This is a genomic window from Archangium violaceum, from assembly GCF_016859125.1.
GTDB classification, from domain to species: Bacteria; Myxococcota; Myxococcia; order Myxococcales; family Myxococcaceae; genus Archangium; species Archangium violaceum_A.
Window position 1 is genome coordinate 5,785,497 of record NZ_CP069338.1, and the last position, 14,412, is coordinate 5,799,908.

The 14,412-nt window shown below is 66.6% G+C and carries 15 protein-coding genes and 1 pseudogene; 3 read left to right on the top strand and 13 right to left on the bottom strand.

Annotated features, from left to right (window positions below):
* Nucleotides 1-46 precede the first annotated feature (46 nt).
* Both JQX13_RS24805 and JQX13_RS24810 read right to left on the bottom strand, forming a co-directional pair.
* The gene (locus JQX13_RS24805; protein ID WP_203411392.1) at nt 47-658 is read right to left on the bottom strand and encodes a hypothetical protein; all 612 of its coding nucleotides are present in this window, start codon (nt 656-658) and stop codon (nt 47-49) included.
* 6 nt (nt 659-664) lie between these two features.
* Nucleotides 665-3,043, bottom strand: a complete 2,379-nt coding sequence (locus tag JQX13_RS24810) for a hypothetical protein (RefSeq protein ID WP_239015121.1) — start codon at nt 3,041-3,043, stop codon at nt 665-667.
* A 199-nt stretch (nt 3,044-3,242) separates the two neighbouring features.
* Between JQX13_RS24810 and JQX13_RS24815 the strand changes: the two genes are divergently transcribed.
* The gene (locus JQX13_RS24815; protein ID WP_203411393.1) at nt 3,243-3,722 is read left to right on the top strand and encodes an SMI1/KNR4 family protein; all 480 of its coding nucleotides are present in this window, start codon (nt 3,243-3,245) and stop codon (nt 3,720-3,722) included.
* Nucleotides 3,723-3,729: 7 nt separating this feature from the next.
* On the opposite strand, the gene JQX13_RS24820 is transcribed toward JQX13_RS24815, so the two are convergent.
* Entirely contained in the window at nt 3,730-5,067 is a 1,338-nt protein-coding gene (locus JQX13_RS24820) for a sigma-54-dependent transcriptional regulator (protein WP_239015126.1), read from the bottom strand.
* A gap of 126 nt (nt 5,068-5,193) precedes the next feature.
* Here JQX13_RS24820 and JQX13_RS24825 point away from each other — a divergent pair, with 126 nt between their 5' ends.
* Nucleotides 5,194-5,796: an IS110 family transposase gene (locus JQX13_RS24825; RefSeq protein ID WP_203411394.1), complete on the top strand. Its 603-nt coding sequence runs from the start codon at nt 5,194-5,196 to the stop codon at nt 5,794-5,796.
* 86 nt (nt 5,797-5,882) lie between these two features.
* Here the strand turns inward: JQX13_RS24825 and JQX13_RS24830 are convergent, their stop codons facing one another.
* Nucleotides 5,883-7,103, bottom strand: coding sequence for a cytochrome P450 family protein (locus tag JQX13_RS24830; RefSeq protein ID WP_203411395.1), 1,221 nt, complete (start codon nt 7,101-7,103; stop codon nt 5,883-5,885).
* Between the two features lie 230 nt (nt 7,104-7,333).
* Here JQX13_RS24830 and JQX13_RS24835 point away from each other — a divergent pair, with 230 nt between their 5' ends.
* Entirely contained in the window at nt 7,334-7,612 is a 279-nt protein-coding gene (locus JQX13_RS24835; RefSeq protein ID WP_203411396.1) for a hypothetical protein, read from the top strand.
* 29 nt (nt 7,613-7,641) lie between these two features.
* Here JQX13_RS24835 and JQX13_RS24840 read toward each other — a convergent pair whose 3' ends face one another.
* The 9 genes and pseudogenes from JQX13_RS24840 to JQX13_RS24880 form a co-directional block, all read right to left on the bottom strand.
* Nucleotides 7,642-7,983 (bottom strand): hypothetical protein, encoded by a 342-nt coding sequence (locus tag JQX13_RS24840; protein ID WP_203411397.1) that lies wholly within the window; start codon nt 7,981-7,983, stop codon nt 7,642-7,644.
* Between the two features lie 51 nt (nt 7,984-8,034).
* Nucleotides 8,035-8,409 carry a hypothetical protein gene (locus tag JQX13_RS24845; RefSeq protein ID WP_203411398.1) on the bottom strand — a complete coding sequence of 125 codons (375 nt, stop codon included), beginning with the start codon at nt 8,407-8,409 and terminating at the stop codon, nt 8,035-8,037.
* 586 nt (nt 8,410-8,995) lie between these two features.
* Nucleotides 8,996-9,565, bottom strand: coding sequence for a transposase family protein (locus JQX13_RS24850; protein WP_203410218.1), 570 nt, complete (start codon nt 9,563-9,565; stop codon nt 8,996-8,998).
* Between the two features lie 766 nt (nt 9,566-10,331).
* Complete coding sequence (locus tag JQX13_RS24855) at nt 10,332-11,096, bottom strand: ISAs1 family transposase (RefSeq protein ID WP_239015279.1); 765 nt, start codon at nt 11,094-11,096, stop codon at nt 10,332-10,334.
* 233 nt (nt 11,097-11,329) lie between these two features.
* Nucleotides 11,330-11,644: pseudogene (locus JQX13_RS56460) on the bottom strand (hypothetical protein); the annotation flags it as partial.
* Nucleotides 11,645-12,135: 491 nt separating this feature from the next.
* Nucleotides 12,136-12,576, bottom strand: coding sequence for a hypothetical protein (locus JQX13_RS24865; protein WP_203411399.1), 441 nt, complete (start codon nt 12,574-12,576; stop codon nt 12,136-12,138).
* Between the two features lie 45 nt (nt 12,577-12,621).
* Complete coding sequence (locus JQX13_RS24870) at nt 12,622-13,140, bottom strand: hypothetical protein (protein WP_203411400.1); 519 nt, start codon at nt 13,138-13,140, stop codon at nt 12,622-12,624.
* Nucleotides 13,137-13,622 (bottom strand): hypothetical protein, encoded by a 486-nt coding sequence (locus JQX13_RS24875; protein ID WP_203411401.1) that lies wholly within the window; start codon nt 13,620-13,622, stop codon nt 13,137-13,139. The genes JQX13_RS24870 and JQX13_RS24875 overlap by 4 nt, the downstream gene beginning before the upstream one ends.
* 25 nt (nt 13,623-13,647) lie before the next feature.
* The gene (locus tag JQX13_RS24880) at nt 13,648-14,112 is read right to left on the bottom strand and encodes a hypothetical protein (RefSeq protein ID WP_203411402.1); all 465 of its coding nucleotides are present in this window, start codon (nt 14,110-14,112) and stop codon (nt 13,648-13,650) included.
* Nucleotides 14,113-14,412: the final 300 nt, after the last annotated feature.

Below are 14,412 nucleotides of genomic sequence, written 5' to 3' on the forward strand. Positions count from 1 at the left end.
CCCCACCCTCTCCCGAGGGGAGAGGGAGTTGGCCGGGCGCCCGCTCTCACTTCGCGGTCTGGACGGTGCAGTGACCCTCGGCTCCTCGCGTGAGGTCCTCCGCCACCGTGCGCAGCAGGCCCCGCGTCAGTGCCGAGCGCTTCGCCTCCGTCGTCTCCCCCTGCGTGAGCCATTGCGCTACCTTCCCCAGGCTCGCCGCCGTCACCACTTGTAGCCGCACCCCGACCTCCACTTCGAGGGCCGTTGTCTCCTCCGGCTCCTCGTCGAGCGTCCACGCCACCCGCTCCAGCTCCAGCGTCCCCAGTCCCGATGCCAGCGGCCTTCCGTCCAGCAGCCAGCCGCCCGCCTTCGCCGAGTACGCCAGCACCTGCGTCAGCTTCGTCGCGTCCACTCGCGCGGAGAACCACAGCGGCCGGTGGCGCAGCAGCGTCAGCTCCACCTCCAGCCTCCCCGCGAGCCCCAGCCGCATCAACCGCTCCAGCTCGGGTGCCACCAGCGCGAACGCCTCGGGCCGCACCACCACGCGCTTTCCCACCCGCGTCGCCGAGCACGTCACCCGGGGTGCGTCCTCCGCTCCGGCCCGGGGCGCGAAGAGGCCCATCGCGGCCACCAGGGCCGCGCCGAGCCTCCTCCTCGTGCCCTTGTCGAGACCCCTCATGACGTCTCAGAAGGGCCGGACGAAGAGCAGCCGCGCCTCGGGGGTGAGGGACGCCCGCTCGTCCGTGCGCCACGCCACGCTCAGGTGCACCGAGTCACCGAAGTAGAACTGCGCGCCCACGCCCAACCGTGGATCCATCCAGCCCGCCTCGCCCCGGTGCACCGAGCCCACGTCCGCGAAGGCCCCGAGGAAACCCCACCGGTACTCCGCGCTCGCGAGCAGCGAGGCACCTCCCCGGAACTCCTTGAAGGCATAGCCACGCAGCGCGCTCCACCCTCCCAGGGCCTCCTGCTTCTGCAACGGCAGGTCCTCGCCCCCCGCCAGGCGCAAGCGCAGCCGCAGGCCGCCATGGCGGCTGGTATTCACGTACAGCGCGCTGTCGCTCACCACCTTCCAGAAGCGGAACTCCTCGTCACCGCCCAGCTCGGGGCTTCCCACCTCCACCGTCAGCAGGCTGCGCACCGCCGTGCGCTCCGGCCACTCCCAGTCGTCGCGCAGCAGCGACAGCTCGGGGTTGCGGAAGAGCGAACCCACGTTCTCCCCCCGGCCCGCGTCGCTCGCGTACTCGAGGCGGCCCACCACCGACGCCATCCGCCCCTCGTCCACCGGCGCGTTGGGGAAGGGCGCCGAGTCACGCCGGAAGAGGGAGAACGGCGGCGAGAAACTCACCAGCGAGTCGTACGTGTCCCGGCGGTACTCCGCTCCCAGCAGCCACTTCGGTCCGAAGCGCCAGGTGGCGAAGCCCGTGTACCCGCGCCGACGGAAGTACTCCGAGTCCGGACGGTTGAGCAGGGCGGAGTAGATGTACGAGTCGATCGCCCCGATGCGCCACCGGTCGAAGGTGTCCGTGAAGTCGTGGAACTGAACGCCCACCTCCGCGAGCCGCAGCACCGGCACCTGGAGCTTCGCCCCCGCCAGCCAGTTGAGCCGCCGCTGGAAGGCCGTCCGCTCCGGGTCACCCGGAATCCGCTGGCCTCCCCAGCGCAGCGGAATGGTCAGCGCCGCGTCCAGCCCCAGGTGCACCCGGTTGCGCACGTCCCACAGCTTCATCGAGCCCGACAGGCCAGGCGCGAAGCCCGTCACCTGCGTGTGCATGGGAATGAGGTCCACGTCGAAGGAGGGATCCCTCGGGCTCACGTGCACCACCACGCGGCGCCCTCGCGTGGTGATGGCGTCCTCCGTCCCGTGCTTCCATCTCCCCGACAGCTCCTCCCAGGACAGCTCTACCTCCTCGTTCCTGAGCTTCCGCTGCCTCGTCCGCTCCTTCTCCTCCTCTGGCCGGTAGCGCCGCACGCCGCCCTCGTCGCGCTCCTCCACGAAGCGTGTGGCTGGCTCGGAGCCCGTCTCCACGTCGCGCAGCGACAGGAAGGGCATCTCCGTCTCCAGCCGCTCCTCCGCACGGCGCAGGTCGCTGCGCAGCAGCACGTCGCCGGGCTTGATGCCCAGCACCTCGCGCACCCGCGCCGCTATGTCCTCGTCCACGCCCTGCACCTCCACTGCCTCCACCTTCCCCTCGTCCACCCGCACCACCAACCGCCCGTCCGGCGTCAGCGTGGCCTCGAGGTTCGCGAGCTGGTAGCCCTCGTCCCGTATCTCGTCCAACGCGCGCTCCAGCGCTCCGGGCAGGCCCCGCCACACGAAGCCCGGGTGGAACTGGCCCTGCTTGTACGAGGCCAGCAACTGCCTCGGCGGGTACGGCGCCGGGCACTCCCGGTTCGTTGCGATGTGCACCCGGGCCTCACGCGTCTCGATGCGCACGCTCACCGTGGTGTCTTCATCGTCGTCTTCGCCTTCGTCGAAGGAGTAGGGCGGCAGCCGGAACAGCTCCTCCTGTACGTCCCGCAGCTCGTCCGAGCGCAGTCCTTCGATGTCCACGCTCGCGACGTAGGGCTGCTCCTCCAGCGTCACCACCAGCACTGGCGTCGAGCCCTCCGAGAGCCGCACCGCGGGCGTCACCTTCGCGAACAGCCCCGTGCGCGCCAGCCGCTGGAGGATGAGCGCGGCCTGCTCCGCGGAGATCGGGCCTTGGTCGGGAACACGGGCCAGCTCGCGCACCATTGGCTCGGGAAGGCGAGCGAGTCCCTCGAGCTTCACGTTCGCCAGCGCGCGGTTCTCCCCGTTGATGATCAGCCGCAGCGCGCCGAGCACCTCGGTGTCCGCTTCGTCTTCCTCCTCGGCGAGGCAGGGGTCCTCCTCGCGCGAGGGAGGCGCTTCGGTGGCGGCCGTGGGCGGTGGCGCCGTGTCCACGGGGGCGGGAGTGGGGGCGGCCGGGGCGTTGGCGTCAGCGGCCGGGGTGTTGGAGCCAGCGGTGTCCTGCGCGTTGGCCCCGAGCGAGAGGAAGCAGAGGAGGAGTGCGGTGCGGTTCATGCGGGAGGGGATGAGCACGGAGCGTTCCAGGTCGCCTGGTGCGGCAAATGCGCGAAAACACGAGGCCCGAGCCGTGGCGAGGATGTCATTCCCACATCGTGATGTCGCGGGGTGATGTGCTGATGACATCGGAACGCGAGCACTACCCCGCCTGCTACGACGGTCGGGCTCCCTGGAATACAGTGGGGCCGGACCTGCCCTACACGGACGACTGACGATGGCCACGCCCATGAGCCTCCTGCTCGAAGAGGTCTCCCGCGACCACTCCCCACTTCCTCCCGCCACGCCCGAGGAGATCGACGCGTTCGAGCAGTGGATGGGCTGGAAGCTGGACCCTGACCTCCGGGCTTTCTACCTGCATTGCAATGGCGCGAAGTTGTTCAAGACGCCCACGGACTGTCCGTACTCGATCCGCCCCCTGTCGAGGATCGTCCGGGCGCGGGTGGCCATTTTCGGGAAGCGAAGCGACGATGACGCGCATGGCCCCGCATCGATGTACGCCCTCTGCGACCTGCAGGGCGGCAACTACGTGCTGGTGGACGTCGCCCAGCAAGACAACGGCCGCTATCCGCTCATCGTCGGCAATCCCAAGGCCTGGCCGGACCCGGCCGCCCGCGCGCGGATCGCCAGTTCCTTCTCGGACTTCCTGGAGCGGGTCCTGCGGAGCAAGGGGCGCCAGTTCTGGTTGAGCGGGTGACGCCATCCTACGGGCTCACGCGGCGGGGATGCCGAGCGCCTTGATGCGGCGGTGCAGGTTGCCCCGGTCCACCTGCAGCAGCCGCGGCCCCGGCGATACTGCCTCCCTCCTCCAGAGCGGCCTTGATGAGGGTGCGCTCGAAGTCGTCCACGTGCTCGCGGTAGCTCTTCTGGCCCAGCACGAGCTGTGAAGGGGTCGCGGCCTTCAGGGGCGCGGGGCCCGTGAGGGACTCGGGGGTGAGGGTGAGCGGGCCGTTGCCCCGCAACAGGTTCTGACGCTCGATGAAGTTGCGCAGCTCGCGCACGTTGCCGGGCCAGGGCCAGGCTCGCAGGGCTTCCTCGGCTCCGGGCGCGAGCTCCAGCGGGACGTTCGGCCCGGCCAGCTCCGCGGCGAAGGCCCTCGCCAGCGGAAGGATGTCCTCGGGCCGCTCGCGCAGGGGCGGCAGGGACAGGGGGAGCACGTTCAGCCGGAAGTACAGATCCTGCCGGAAGCGTCCCTCTCGCACCGCCTGCGCGAGATCCCTGTGCGTGGCCGCGAGGATGCGCACGTTCACGGGGATGGGCAGCCCTCCGCCCAGCCGCTCCACCTCCTTCGTCTCCAGCACGCGCAACAGCTTGGCCTGGAGCTCCAGCGGCATGTCCCCGAGCTCGTCGAGGAACAGCGTGCCCCCCTGCGCCTGCTCGATGCGGCCGAGCCGCCGCGTGGTGGCTCCCGAGAAGGCACCACGCTCGTGGCCGAACAGCTCGCTCTCCAGCAGCGTGGCGGGGATGGCGGCGCAGTTGACCGCGACCAGTCGCCCCTTGCGCCCGGAGGCCAGGTGGAGCGCCCGCGCCACGCGCTCCTTGCCCGTGCCCGTCTCGCCGGTGATGAGGATGGCCGTGTCGCTCGGGCCCACGCGTGCGATGAGCGCGCGCAATGACTCCATGGCCGGACTGTCCCCCACGAGGTGGCCGGGGCGGGCCAGCTCCTCCCGCAGTCGCTGCTGCTCTTCCCGGAGCTCACTCAAGGCGAGGGCGTTGCGCAGCGCCGTGAGCAGCCGCTCGGGCGAGGGCGGCTTCTCCACGAAGTCGGTGGCACCCAGCTTCAGCGCCTGCACGGCCTCCGCGGGTGAGGCCTCTCCGGAGAGCACCACCACCGGGAGGGGCAGGGGGCGGGGCAGTCGCGCGAGCAGCTCCAGTCCCGTCTCTCCGGGCATGCGCAGGTCCAGCAGCATCAGCGCCGGTGGCTGGCCGGGCGCGTCGAGCAGGCGGACGGCCTCGGCGGCGGAGCGGGCTTCCACGGGGGAGAAGCCCTCGTCGGACAGCAGGCCCCTCAGCCCCTTGAGGACACCCGGGTCATCATCCACCAGGAGGATGCGCGGGCCAGAACGTATAGCGGTGATGAAGCGGCTGGCCGGCCACATGCGTGGAGGCCCACCGAGCCCTACCTTGCGGCGGTGCGGAGGTGACCGCCGAAGTGGGGGAAGTGGGCGATGGAATACATCGGCATCGATGTGCACAAGCGGGACAGCCAGGTGTGCATTCTGGGCGAGAGTGGAGAGGTGGTGCTGGAGCAGCGGGTGCGCACGCAACGGGAGCGGTTGGGGGAGCTGCTGAGCAAGCGCTCGAAGGCCCGGGTGCTGCTGGAGGCTTCCACCGAGAGCGAGTGGGTGGCGCGGTGCCTGGAGGAGATGGGCCACGAGGTGGTGGTGGCTGACCCCAACTTCGCGCCCATGTACGCCACGCGCAGCCGCCGGGTAAAGACAGACAAGCGGGACGCCCGCACCTTGGCGGAGGCGTGCGGGTTGGGGGCGTACCGGCCCGCGCACCGCACCTCGGACGAGCAGCGACACATGAGGGCGCAGCTGGCCGTGCGCGAGGCGCTGGTGCGCACGCGCACCCGCTACATTTCTCAGGTGCGCGCCCTGGTGAGGCGTGAGGGCCTGCGGGTAGCGGATGGAGAGGCGGAGTCCTTCGTCAAGCGGGTGGAGGCCCTGGCGCTGCCGGGCAGGTTGAAGGCGGAGATGGCCCCGCTGCTGAGCCTCCTGCTTTCGGCGCCGCTTGATGATGCTTTTCCTCCTGCACCGCTTCAGTGATCCTCTTCGCCAGGTTCGAATCGAGAACTGGCCAGCTCGGGTGCGGACCTTGGAGGAGTTGGAGCGTTTGATCTGGCCGATTTAGGCTAGAACGCCAGGGGCAGGCTCACCAGCCCACGAGCCTGGGCACTCGGGCGCCACGCGAGCGCCTCGGGCGCCGTGGCCGAACTCAGTTCCGGGAGTCGCTCCAGCAGCAGTTCGAAGGCGATGCTGGCCTCCAGCCGGGCCAGGGGCGCTCCCAGACAGAAGTGGATGCCATGGCCGAAGCCCACGTGCTTGTTGGGCGTGCGCCCCACGTCGAACCGGTCCGGCTCGGAGAACTGCTCGGCATCCCGGTCCGCGGCCAGGTAGTTCACCCGGATGGCCTCATGGGCCTGGATGCGCTGGCCGTGCAGCTCCAGGTCCTCCTTCGCGAAGCGCAGGATACTCAGCTCGAACGGGCCGCAGTAGCGCAGCATCTCCTCCACCGCCGAGGGGATGAGGGAGCGATCCTCCCGCAGCCGTTGGAGCTGATCCGGATGCTGCAACAGCGCCAGCAGGCCGTTACCCAACAGGTGTCCGGTCGTCTCATAACCGCCGACGAGCAACAGGAAGACCATGCTCGTTAGCTCCTCACTGCTCAGCCGATCCCCTTGCTCCTGCACGGCGAGCAACGCGCTGATCAGATCGTCCCTGGGCTGCTGACGGCGTTGCTCGAAGAGCTCCCCCAGGTACTTGAAGAAGCGCTGGTAGGCCTCGCGGGCCTTCTCCTGGGAGTCCTTCGACGGAGGGGCGAAGAACGTCTGCGTCCACTCGCGGAACCGGTCGCGGTCCTCCGGGGGAATCCCCAACAGCTCGGCGATGACGATGACAGGCAGCGGAAAGGCGAACAGCTTGAGGAAGTCTCCCCCGGAGCCGTGGGCCATCAGCCCCTCCAGCAGCTCCGAGCAGATCTCTCTGATGCGCGGGCGCAGCTCCTCGATTCGGCGCGGGGTGAAGGCCTTGGACACCAGCGAGCGCATCCGCGTGTGGTCCGGCGGATCCACGGTCAGCAGGTGCCGGCTGAGCGACCGCATCTTGTGGCCGAAGAACCGCTGCCGGACCTCCTCGGGCAGGCGGGTGGGATCCTGCGTGAAGCGCGGATCCCTCACCATCGAGACCACATCCTCGTAGCGCGTCAGCAGCCAGAAGTGCTGCCCCAGCTGCGGGTCCGTGATCCGGGCGACGGGGAAGTCCTCCCGCATGCGCTTGTAGAGGGGGAACGGATTGGCGCGCACGTGGGGAGACCACAGCGTCTCTCCCTCCGCGAACAGGGGACTGGCCGTCATGGAGCGCTCCTTCACAGGGATGGCTCCGATCCTAGAGCTTCGATGCCTCGTATGCACGCCCGGGTATCGAGCGCAACGCGTTGCGTTCGAACGCTGCTCGCCCCTGCGCGGTGGAAGTTTGGTTCCCAGGTGGTGCGGAAGCTCGCCACCTTGACCTGCAACATACTGTTGCACGGACTGTTATAATTCTGTCACAAGCCGTGAATAGACTCGGGTACGAAGGGGTGGCCATGACGTGGATACTCCAAGCAGCAGTGGTGCTGGCAGTTCCGTTGACGCTCCTGGGCGCCGTCAAGACAGGCGTTCACCTTCTTCGTAAGGCCAGGAAGGACAGAACAGGCTCCGTGGCAACGGCCATCGAGCTCCAGTTCAGCAGCATGCCCGGTATCCGCCACTTCAAGGACTGGTTGGCGGACCTGGTCGATGGAACGTCGGACAGCGGCGATTCAGTGAGCGGTGATGCAGGAGCCGGCGGGGGCGCAGACGCGTCCGACGCAGGCGTTGACTGAGCGCCGCCGCCTCCCCTGGGTCGCGCCAGTCAATCCTTCCAGGACAGCACGAACTGCTCGGTCGCCTCCAGGTTGTCGCGGATGGCTCCGAGGATCTCCCGAGCGGGCTGGGCTAGGTCCACGTAGCCTTCAATCTGGAACTTGTGCGTTTCAGGATCCCGTGTGAGCTGGCCGCGGGCGTCGCGCTTCAACCTGCTGAACCCCTGGCCCTGCACGAACAGGCGCTCGGCCAGCAGGTTCGTCACCCAGTCATAGAGGACGTCGTCGTCGCACTTCACCTGGAGCGTGCCGCCTGGCGCCACACTGATCTCCGAGGGCGCGCCCTGTGGGTAGACATCACTGGCTTTGGGAATGGCGAGAAGGGTGGGCATGGAGAAGTCTCCTGAAGAAGGAAAAAGGAAGTCGTGGAGCGGGGGGCACTGCTAAATGGTGGGCACGCCCATGTTGTCCCCGGCCATGTTGTAGAAGAATTTGCGCTTGTCCTCATTGGCGTTGAGGTTGCTCGAGACTGTCTCATCGGCCCGCAGGGCGAGGTGGGCCGGATTGTTGGAAGTGCGTCCCAGGGACTGCCGCTGCTGCTCGAGGAACCTGGTCTGGCCCTCGAAGGAGAGCACCTGCACGGAGTGGCCGGAGCCCAACGTCGTGTTCAGGCGGGTCTGCATGTCGGAGACCCTGTCCACCGGGACGAACACGCGCTGGAGGTTGTCCTTGAACATGGCGGGACCGTGCACGGCGACCTCTCCCGGCCCCATGCCCATGGTGTTACCGCGCAGGTTTGTTGATGGGGATGTGAGCACGCTTGCTGATGGACTCTCCTTGGTGGCTCTATCGCCACACTGGGAGATGGGGAGGGGTCCGGGGAGGGGCGGCCCAGGGGTTGCAAAGGGGAGGCGGCCGACCCTCATGAGGAAGGGCACGGGATAAGGTGAGGGGAATCGGGCGTCGCTCGCGCAGCCCATCCAGGCCATCCGGAGTGCTGGATGTCCCGAGCGCGGGAGGCAGCGACTGCATGCACCGCGCGAGGTCGATTCCGAAGCGGTCGAGCACCAGCACGGAGTCAGGTGGGTTCATTGCCCGGTTGCCGCAAGTCCGCTCCACGCGACGGGAAGAGCCGTCTTCCGGCAACCTCGATGGAGGCCGAAGGAGCGGAGGGCGGCAGCGGAGAGGCATCGGCGCTCGGCCCCGCGGCAATAAGTGCTGGAGCTGGCCGGAGTACGCAGCCAAGCCAGTCGCGGGGCAGACCTGTCCCCTCCAGCCTCGCTGTCCGACGCGGGCCCAGAGGTGTGGGCGTGCGTCGACAGGCCGGACTCGAGCGCCGTATGCGCAACGGCTACCCCCAACCCGGTGGGCGGTTCGGGGCCGTTGCTGGCGCCTGGGTTCCCATCAGTTCACATGGCAAGCCCCGGCGAACGCCTGGTGGGGCAACCCGGCTGCCCGTGCCCAGGGCGGTGCCCGGCCGCACAAGGCCTGGGCGACACGTGCCGCCACCTGCCTGGGTGCACCCTGGGCCCGCGAATCCAGCGAGGCCCACAGCTTCCCATCCGCCACCTGCCGGGCCCAGCGCGCCAGTGTCCGCCATCCTCGGGGCTTTCCCTCCGGTGGCAGCTGTCCACCGACCACGGCGCGTACCTGGGCCGCGCTCCAGCCGCACAGGCCCCAGAGCGTCAGCGCCAGCGCCATGGCCGCTCCCGAGAAGTGCTTGCGGGCCAGCGCGGACGCAGGCACCACCGTCAGCACGGCCGTACACGCTTTGCAGCGGTAGCGACGACAGGATACCTCCCGCTTCACCGTCACCTTTCCGGGTGCCTCGGGCCCTCGCTGCTGCCGCTGTACCACGCCATGCCCGTGTATCCACACCTCGCCCCCTTCGAAAGCCGGCTGGCCGCACCGCGGACACGTGCGCGGGCGGGCCTCGTCGGTGGTGGGCGGCGACACACCGCTCTGCCCTCTCATGCGGAGGACTCCCCCGGTTTCTGTCTTCTGCTCCATGTTCGTCTTGTCGCGGAGCCCAGGTGGTGGGGGCGGGTCTGTCCACCGCGAACCCACTCCTGCTCGTTGCCATGCTGCTCCGTCCTCCTTTCGCACCCGCTCTATCCCCGCTCCTGGGCGTTGACACGGACCGGCAGGGGCGGACATGCACGGGCAACCCTGGGGCTCTTCCCTCGCCAAGCTTGCTGATGGAATCCTGGCCCCGCCCAGAGGCCTCTCCATCATTCTGCCTGCTCGTCCGGGCCCACTTCTCCCTCATCCAGCGTGCTCGGTAACAATGGACGCCCAGAGGCTCCCCCAAGCAGGTGCGGAAGAGGGAGGCGAGCGAGACACCCCAGGCAGCGGTCAGCAAGGAGCCGATGAAGGAGAAGACGCCGCGAGGAGACTTTCGCCGAGTTGCCCAGGAGGACGTTCGACTTCGACGTGTTCGTCTGCATGCGGTGTGGAGGAAGGCGGCGGGTGCTGGCGTACGTGAAGGGAGCAGGAGGGGTGAGAGCGATTGTGAAGAACCTGGGCCTGCCCACGGCAGGCAGGATTGATCCAAAGTCCGTAGGAGAGGTTTTGAAGAGGCGGAGAGCAAGTCCAGACATTCACAGGCAAAGAGGGAGCATCCCTCCGGACGGCGCCTGAAAGAGGGGCGCCGTGGAAGGACAGGAGTGAAGGTACACAGGCCGAACAGCCAGGGGAGAAGAGGCGCGGGAAGGCCGGAGCGGGAGCAGCTGGCGGGCGCTCAGGCAAGTGTGGCCAGACTCTCGGGCAGCACGGCCAGACCCAACAGGCCCTGGTAGAGCACCTCCATGGTGCGTGCGAAGCTTTGGGGCCGTTTGTCGCGAGTCGGCAGGTGCGTGCGCACCAGGGCCAGCAGGTTGTAGGCCAGCAAACGCAGCCAGCTGAGCACCAGGGGTGCATTGCCTCGCAGGCTGGGCGAGGCGCTGTCCTCCTCCAGCACCACGTCCGCTGTCCAGTTGGGCCCGTTCTCAATCCCCCAGTGCCGGCGTACCAACGTCAGCATCCGCTCCGGGGACAGTTGCCCTGTGGGAATGGAGGTGAGGAACAGCCGCGTCTCCACCTTCGGCAGCTCGCCGTCTCTGGTTCGCGTCTGCCTCACCCATACCCATTGCTGGGCGCCGGGAAAGTCCTCCTCTGGCGGCTTGTCCACCACCCTCAACTCCCTCTCCACCCACTCCCCGCTCGTCCGCTCGCGCGTGCGCACCTTCACTGGCGCCACCGCCAGCGCCACCCACGCCTTGTCATGTAGCCGGTGGAAGTTCTCCTTGAGCGCCATCAGGTAGTGCTTGCCCGCCTCCCTCACCACCCGCGCATTGGCCGCGCTCGTCATTCCCGCGTCCACTGTCACGTACTCGAAATGCCGCCCGAACTTCTCCACCACCCGTTTGAACAACTCCGGGAACGCCGTCGCCTCTCCCTGCTTGCCTTCCAGCAACTTCTGGTCGAGCACCGGCTGGGCCGCGCTGCTGGTGAGACTGGCGCGCAGCGCGTACGGGTACCAGTACTCCCGCCCCTGCTCATCCTTCGTCGTGTGGCTCGGCTCGCACGGCGGCTGCCCCGGCGTGCTCTCCCCGCCTTCCCGTCAATGCTGACGACGCCCCGGGCGAAGAGCTCATGGCGTATCAGCCCCACTTCCAGGCCTCGGTGCACCATCTGGTGCACCTCCTGCTCCAACCCCTCTGGCTCCAACTTCCCCAGCAGCCTATCCAACGTCGTGTCGGACACCGGCCGCTTCAGCCCCTCGGGCGCCGTGCCTTCGCGCAGCATGTCCTCCCCCAGCGCCTCGGCATGCCTCAACACCCGCCGCCCCACCGCAATCGCCTGCACCAGCAGCATCAACATCGCCGCCAGCGGGTGCCTCTGTCCCCGGCGGGCCCGGGGGTCCTTTACCTCCTTGAATGTCAGCCCCAGGCTCGCCATCATCCTCTGCACGCGGGAGGGGGTTTCCTGCTCGTCCTTCTTCCCCTTCCCGTTTCCCGCTTGGGGTGTGGAGGGCCCGCCAGCCCTCCCGCCCCGGTTTTTCTTCCCACTCATCCTTCTCCTCCCCGGACCTGTCCGGCCCGTCTCCGGCTCTGTGCTGGCGCTCCCCCTCGCGATCAGCCCGCGGCTGCTCGCCTCCGGTGGGCGCCTGTAGGCGGGACTATACTTCAGCCGTAGGCCCGGGTGGGATGACCTCTCCCGTGGGACTTTGAATCAAGCCTGGCCCACGGCAGGTGTGAGGCTGGCCCCGGCGCGCGGGCCCCTCCACGCCTCGTGGTGTTGACGCTCAAGCGGCCAGCGCCAACAGAGCCAGGCCCCTGCCGTGCACCTCATGGGAGGGCGGCCTGGGCCGGCGTGTACCCCAAGGGGCTGCGCGGCTTCTCCACCCGCCTGGCTCACTGCTTGGGCGGGCCCCCTTCAGCGGCCCTCCTCGGCTCCTCCGCTCCAGTCCGCCACCTCTCACCAGGGCTCCTATCCGTCCTATACTTTCAGGCAAGGTGCCGCTCGGCCATGCTGGGAGCGTATCCGCAGCGTGCAGTCGTTGGTTATACGCGCTTGCTCATCTCACTGTAGCTACCTGCCTCGAGCTTCCAGTCGCCATAGCACCCCGTTAGCCCGCACGAGGTGCACCGGCAACCGAGGAAGAGCCATCGGATGTCATCACTGTCCGGGAAGGTGGCGAAACCCACCGTGAGCTGAAATGTCTGACAACCACAAATGCACTCACACTCTTCCAAGTCTGCATCGTCGAGGTAGTCTGCGGAGTCGCAAATGGCATGCGCTCGAGTGCAGGTCTGGCAAATGCGAAGCGCGGCGCCTTCCTCCTCGTCCAGCAGGAGCTTGAAGCACATACCGCCACAGATGCAGCTCGCGTCGGCGTAATGCTCGGTGACGTAACCTGTATCCCTGCTGTATTGCTCCAGTGCGCTGCGAATATCGGTTTGGGAGTCGCTGTAATCGTACTCACCCTTCCTGTAAAGACCCATGCCATCTCCACAATCGCTGCCTTGATGGTCCTTCAGTCTGGGGGATCAGCTCGGATTGGGAATGAGTTGTCGCTCATCATCCAGGTTCAGTTTGAGGTGGAGGCCGAGAGCAGCCAGCTCCCTCTCCCAATAAAACTCATCGTACCGTTGGGCTGTCCCCAAGATCTTCATGCCCTGCTCGCAGTGGCTTGAGATTGTACGTCGAAGTACGGTGAAGAGGGGACCAACCTTCGATTTCTTGGCGACCTTTTGGAGCGTCCACAGCTCCAGCGCCTGTTTGTTGGATCGCCCCCCGGACAGAGAGAGCGCCTCCTCTTCGATGGAGGGGAAATTCCAGTCCTGCGCTTGAGTCGGACGCTCACGGAGGGTCAAAAACACTTCCGAATACCCACCATTGACGTAGATGGTGGCCATGTCTTCACTTGGATCGACGACCCGCAGCCCGGCCTCGTGACCGTTCGATTGAAATCTGCGAAAGACTATCACTGTTCCGTTCTTCCTTGCGGTGTCAGCAAGGTTGGCGAACAGCGTGTGGGGCCTCATAAAGAACCAGAACTCGCTCATGGGTAGGCCTCGAAGATGATGTTGCGGTCCGTTGGGGGAGCAAGATTCTGGATGTCATCAAAAGCGTCCTGCTCACGCTTGATCTTGGCCCCTCCTCTCTTTTTGACCTTGCCAACGTTGTAATGAATGATTTTACCAGTTTTGGGGTCACGGAACGAAATGTCCGCTCGGCGATATGGCTTTTTTCCACCAGGAGTAAAGATGGTCTTCTCGGTCTTGTTTCCGCCTCCTATATGGATGAGCCCATTTTTCTTTTCCCGAGCGATGATCTCATAGATCTTCTTGTTTTGCCCCTCATTTTTTTTCGTCTTGGGTCCCGGCTTCCTGTAGGGCCTTCCACTCTTGGTAATCTTGTTTTTCCATCTCTGAGTCCCCTTGGCGTTGCAGGGGACGATCGCGCCCGGGGCGGCATTTGGCAGGAGTTGCCCAGTGCTGATGGCGTTGGCCGCCTTGGTCCCCGGTGTCCGGCTGGCCTTTTTCATGGGCAGTGCTTTCTCTAATTTTTTTTCAGGAGGCTTGAGTCAAATTGAGGCTAGCGGCCGATGACTCCCATTCACGTTCTTCAAGGAGCGCCTCCGCCTGGCTGCTGGTAAGTCCCCATATGCTCACGTCGTAAGCTCGCCCAGCCTCTGTCCAGACGGCGTCTGGAATACGATCGGCGAGCAGTCCGATGCGCTCGTCGGGTGGGATGTCCGGCATGCTGAGGAACCTGTGGATGACCGGGTGCTCGTCGAAGTTTGGCGCAATCTCGAACATGAGGGCCACGAACGCGGCGATGGAGGACTGCCAGGTCAACCCCATGCTTCGAGCGCGAATGATACCCTTGTCTATCATCATGCGCAGGGTGTCGTCTGGCAGCCCGCCAAGCGTGTGTTCGTGGCGTGCTCTCAAAAGCGAAAGGAGATTCTCTTGAAAGCCATGGTCCGCAGCGGCCTGGAATGCTCGTATCTGTGTAGAATCGATTTTCAGCATGACGGAGCTTGTAGTGGAGTGTCCACGAAGTTCTTGGACATAGTCGTGAGCATGCACCCTCTTTCCCTCCGAGTGGGCGGGACACCATCGGTCCACGGACTATGTCCAACGACTTCGTTTACAGTCCAGTAGTTGGCGGGGGGCTCTGCTGCGTCGCAATGCTTGCGCCCTATGTTCAATGGGCGATGGAATAGAACCACACGACAAAGGCCTCCATCTTCTCCCTCGGTGAGACTACAGTCTCTGCCTGTCGGGTCAAGTACGGCCACCGATGAGCGTGTGGGCAGGGTGTCTCCCATC

Bases quoted from the DNA above. Each gene is read 5' to 3' on its own strand.
- JQX13_RS24870 (WP_203411400.1), bottom strand. From the start codon at position 13,140: ATGAGCGAGTTCTGGTTCTTTATGAGGCCCCACACGCTGTTCGCCAAC.
- JQX13_RS24880 (WP_203411402.1), bottom strand. From the start codon at position 14,112: ATGCTGAAAATCGATTCTACACAGATACGAGCATTCCAGGCCGCTGCG.
- JQX13_RS24805 (WP_203411392.1), bottom strand. From the start codon at position 658: ATGAGGGGTCTCGACAAGGGCACGAGGAGGAGGCTCGGCGCGGCCCTG.
- JQX13_RS24865 (WP_203411399.1), bottom strand. From the start codon at position 12,576: ATGGGTCTTTACAGGAAGGGTGAGTACGATTACAGCGACTCCCAAACC.
- JQX13_RS24835 (WP_203411396.1), top strand. From the start codon at position 7,334: ATGACGTGGATACTCCAAGCAGCAGTGGTGCTGGCAGTTCCGTTGACG.
- JQX13_RS24840 (WP_203411397.1), bottom strand. From the start codon at position 7,983: ATGCCCACCCTTCTCGCCATTCCCAAAGCCAGTGATGTCTACCCACAG.
- JQX13_RS24850 (WP_203410218.1), bottom strand. From the start codon at position 9,565: ATGAGAGGGCAGAGCGGTGTGTCGCCGCCCACCACCGACGAGGCCCGC.
- JQX13_RS24815 (WP_203411393.1), top strand. From the start codon at position 3,243: ATGGCCACGCCCATGAGCCTCCTGCTCGAAGAGGTCTCCCGCGACCAC.
- JQX13_RS24830 (WP_203411395.1), bottom strand. From the start codon at position 7,103: ATGACGGCCAGTCCCCTGTTCGCGGAGGGAGAGACGCTGTGGTCTCCC.
- JQX13_RS24875 (WP_203411401.1), bottom strand. From the start codon at position 13,622: ATGAAAAAGGCCAGCCGGACACCGGGGACCAAGGCGGCCAACGCCATC.
- JQX13_RS24825 (WP_203411394.1), top strand. From the start codon at position 5,194: ATGGAATACATCGGCATCGATGTGCACAAGCGGGACAGCCAGGTGTGC.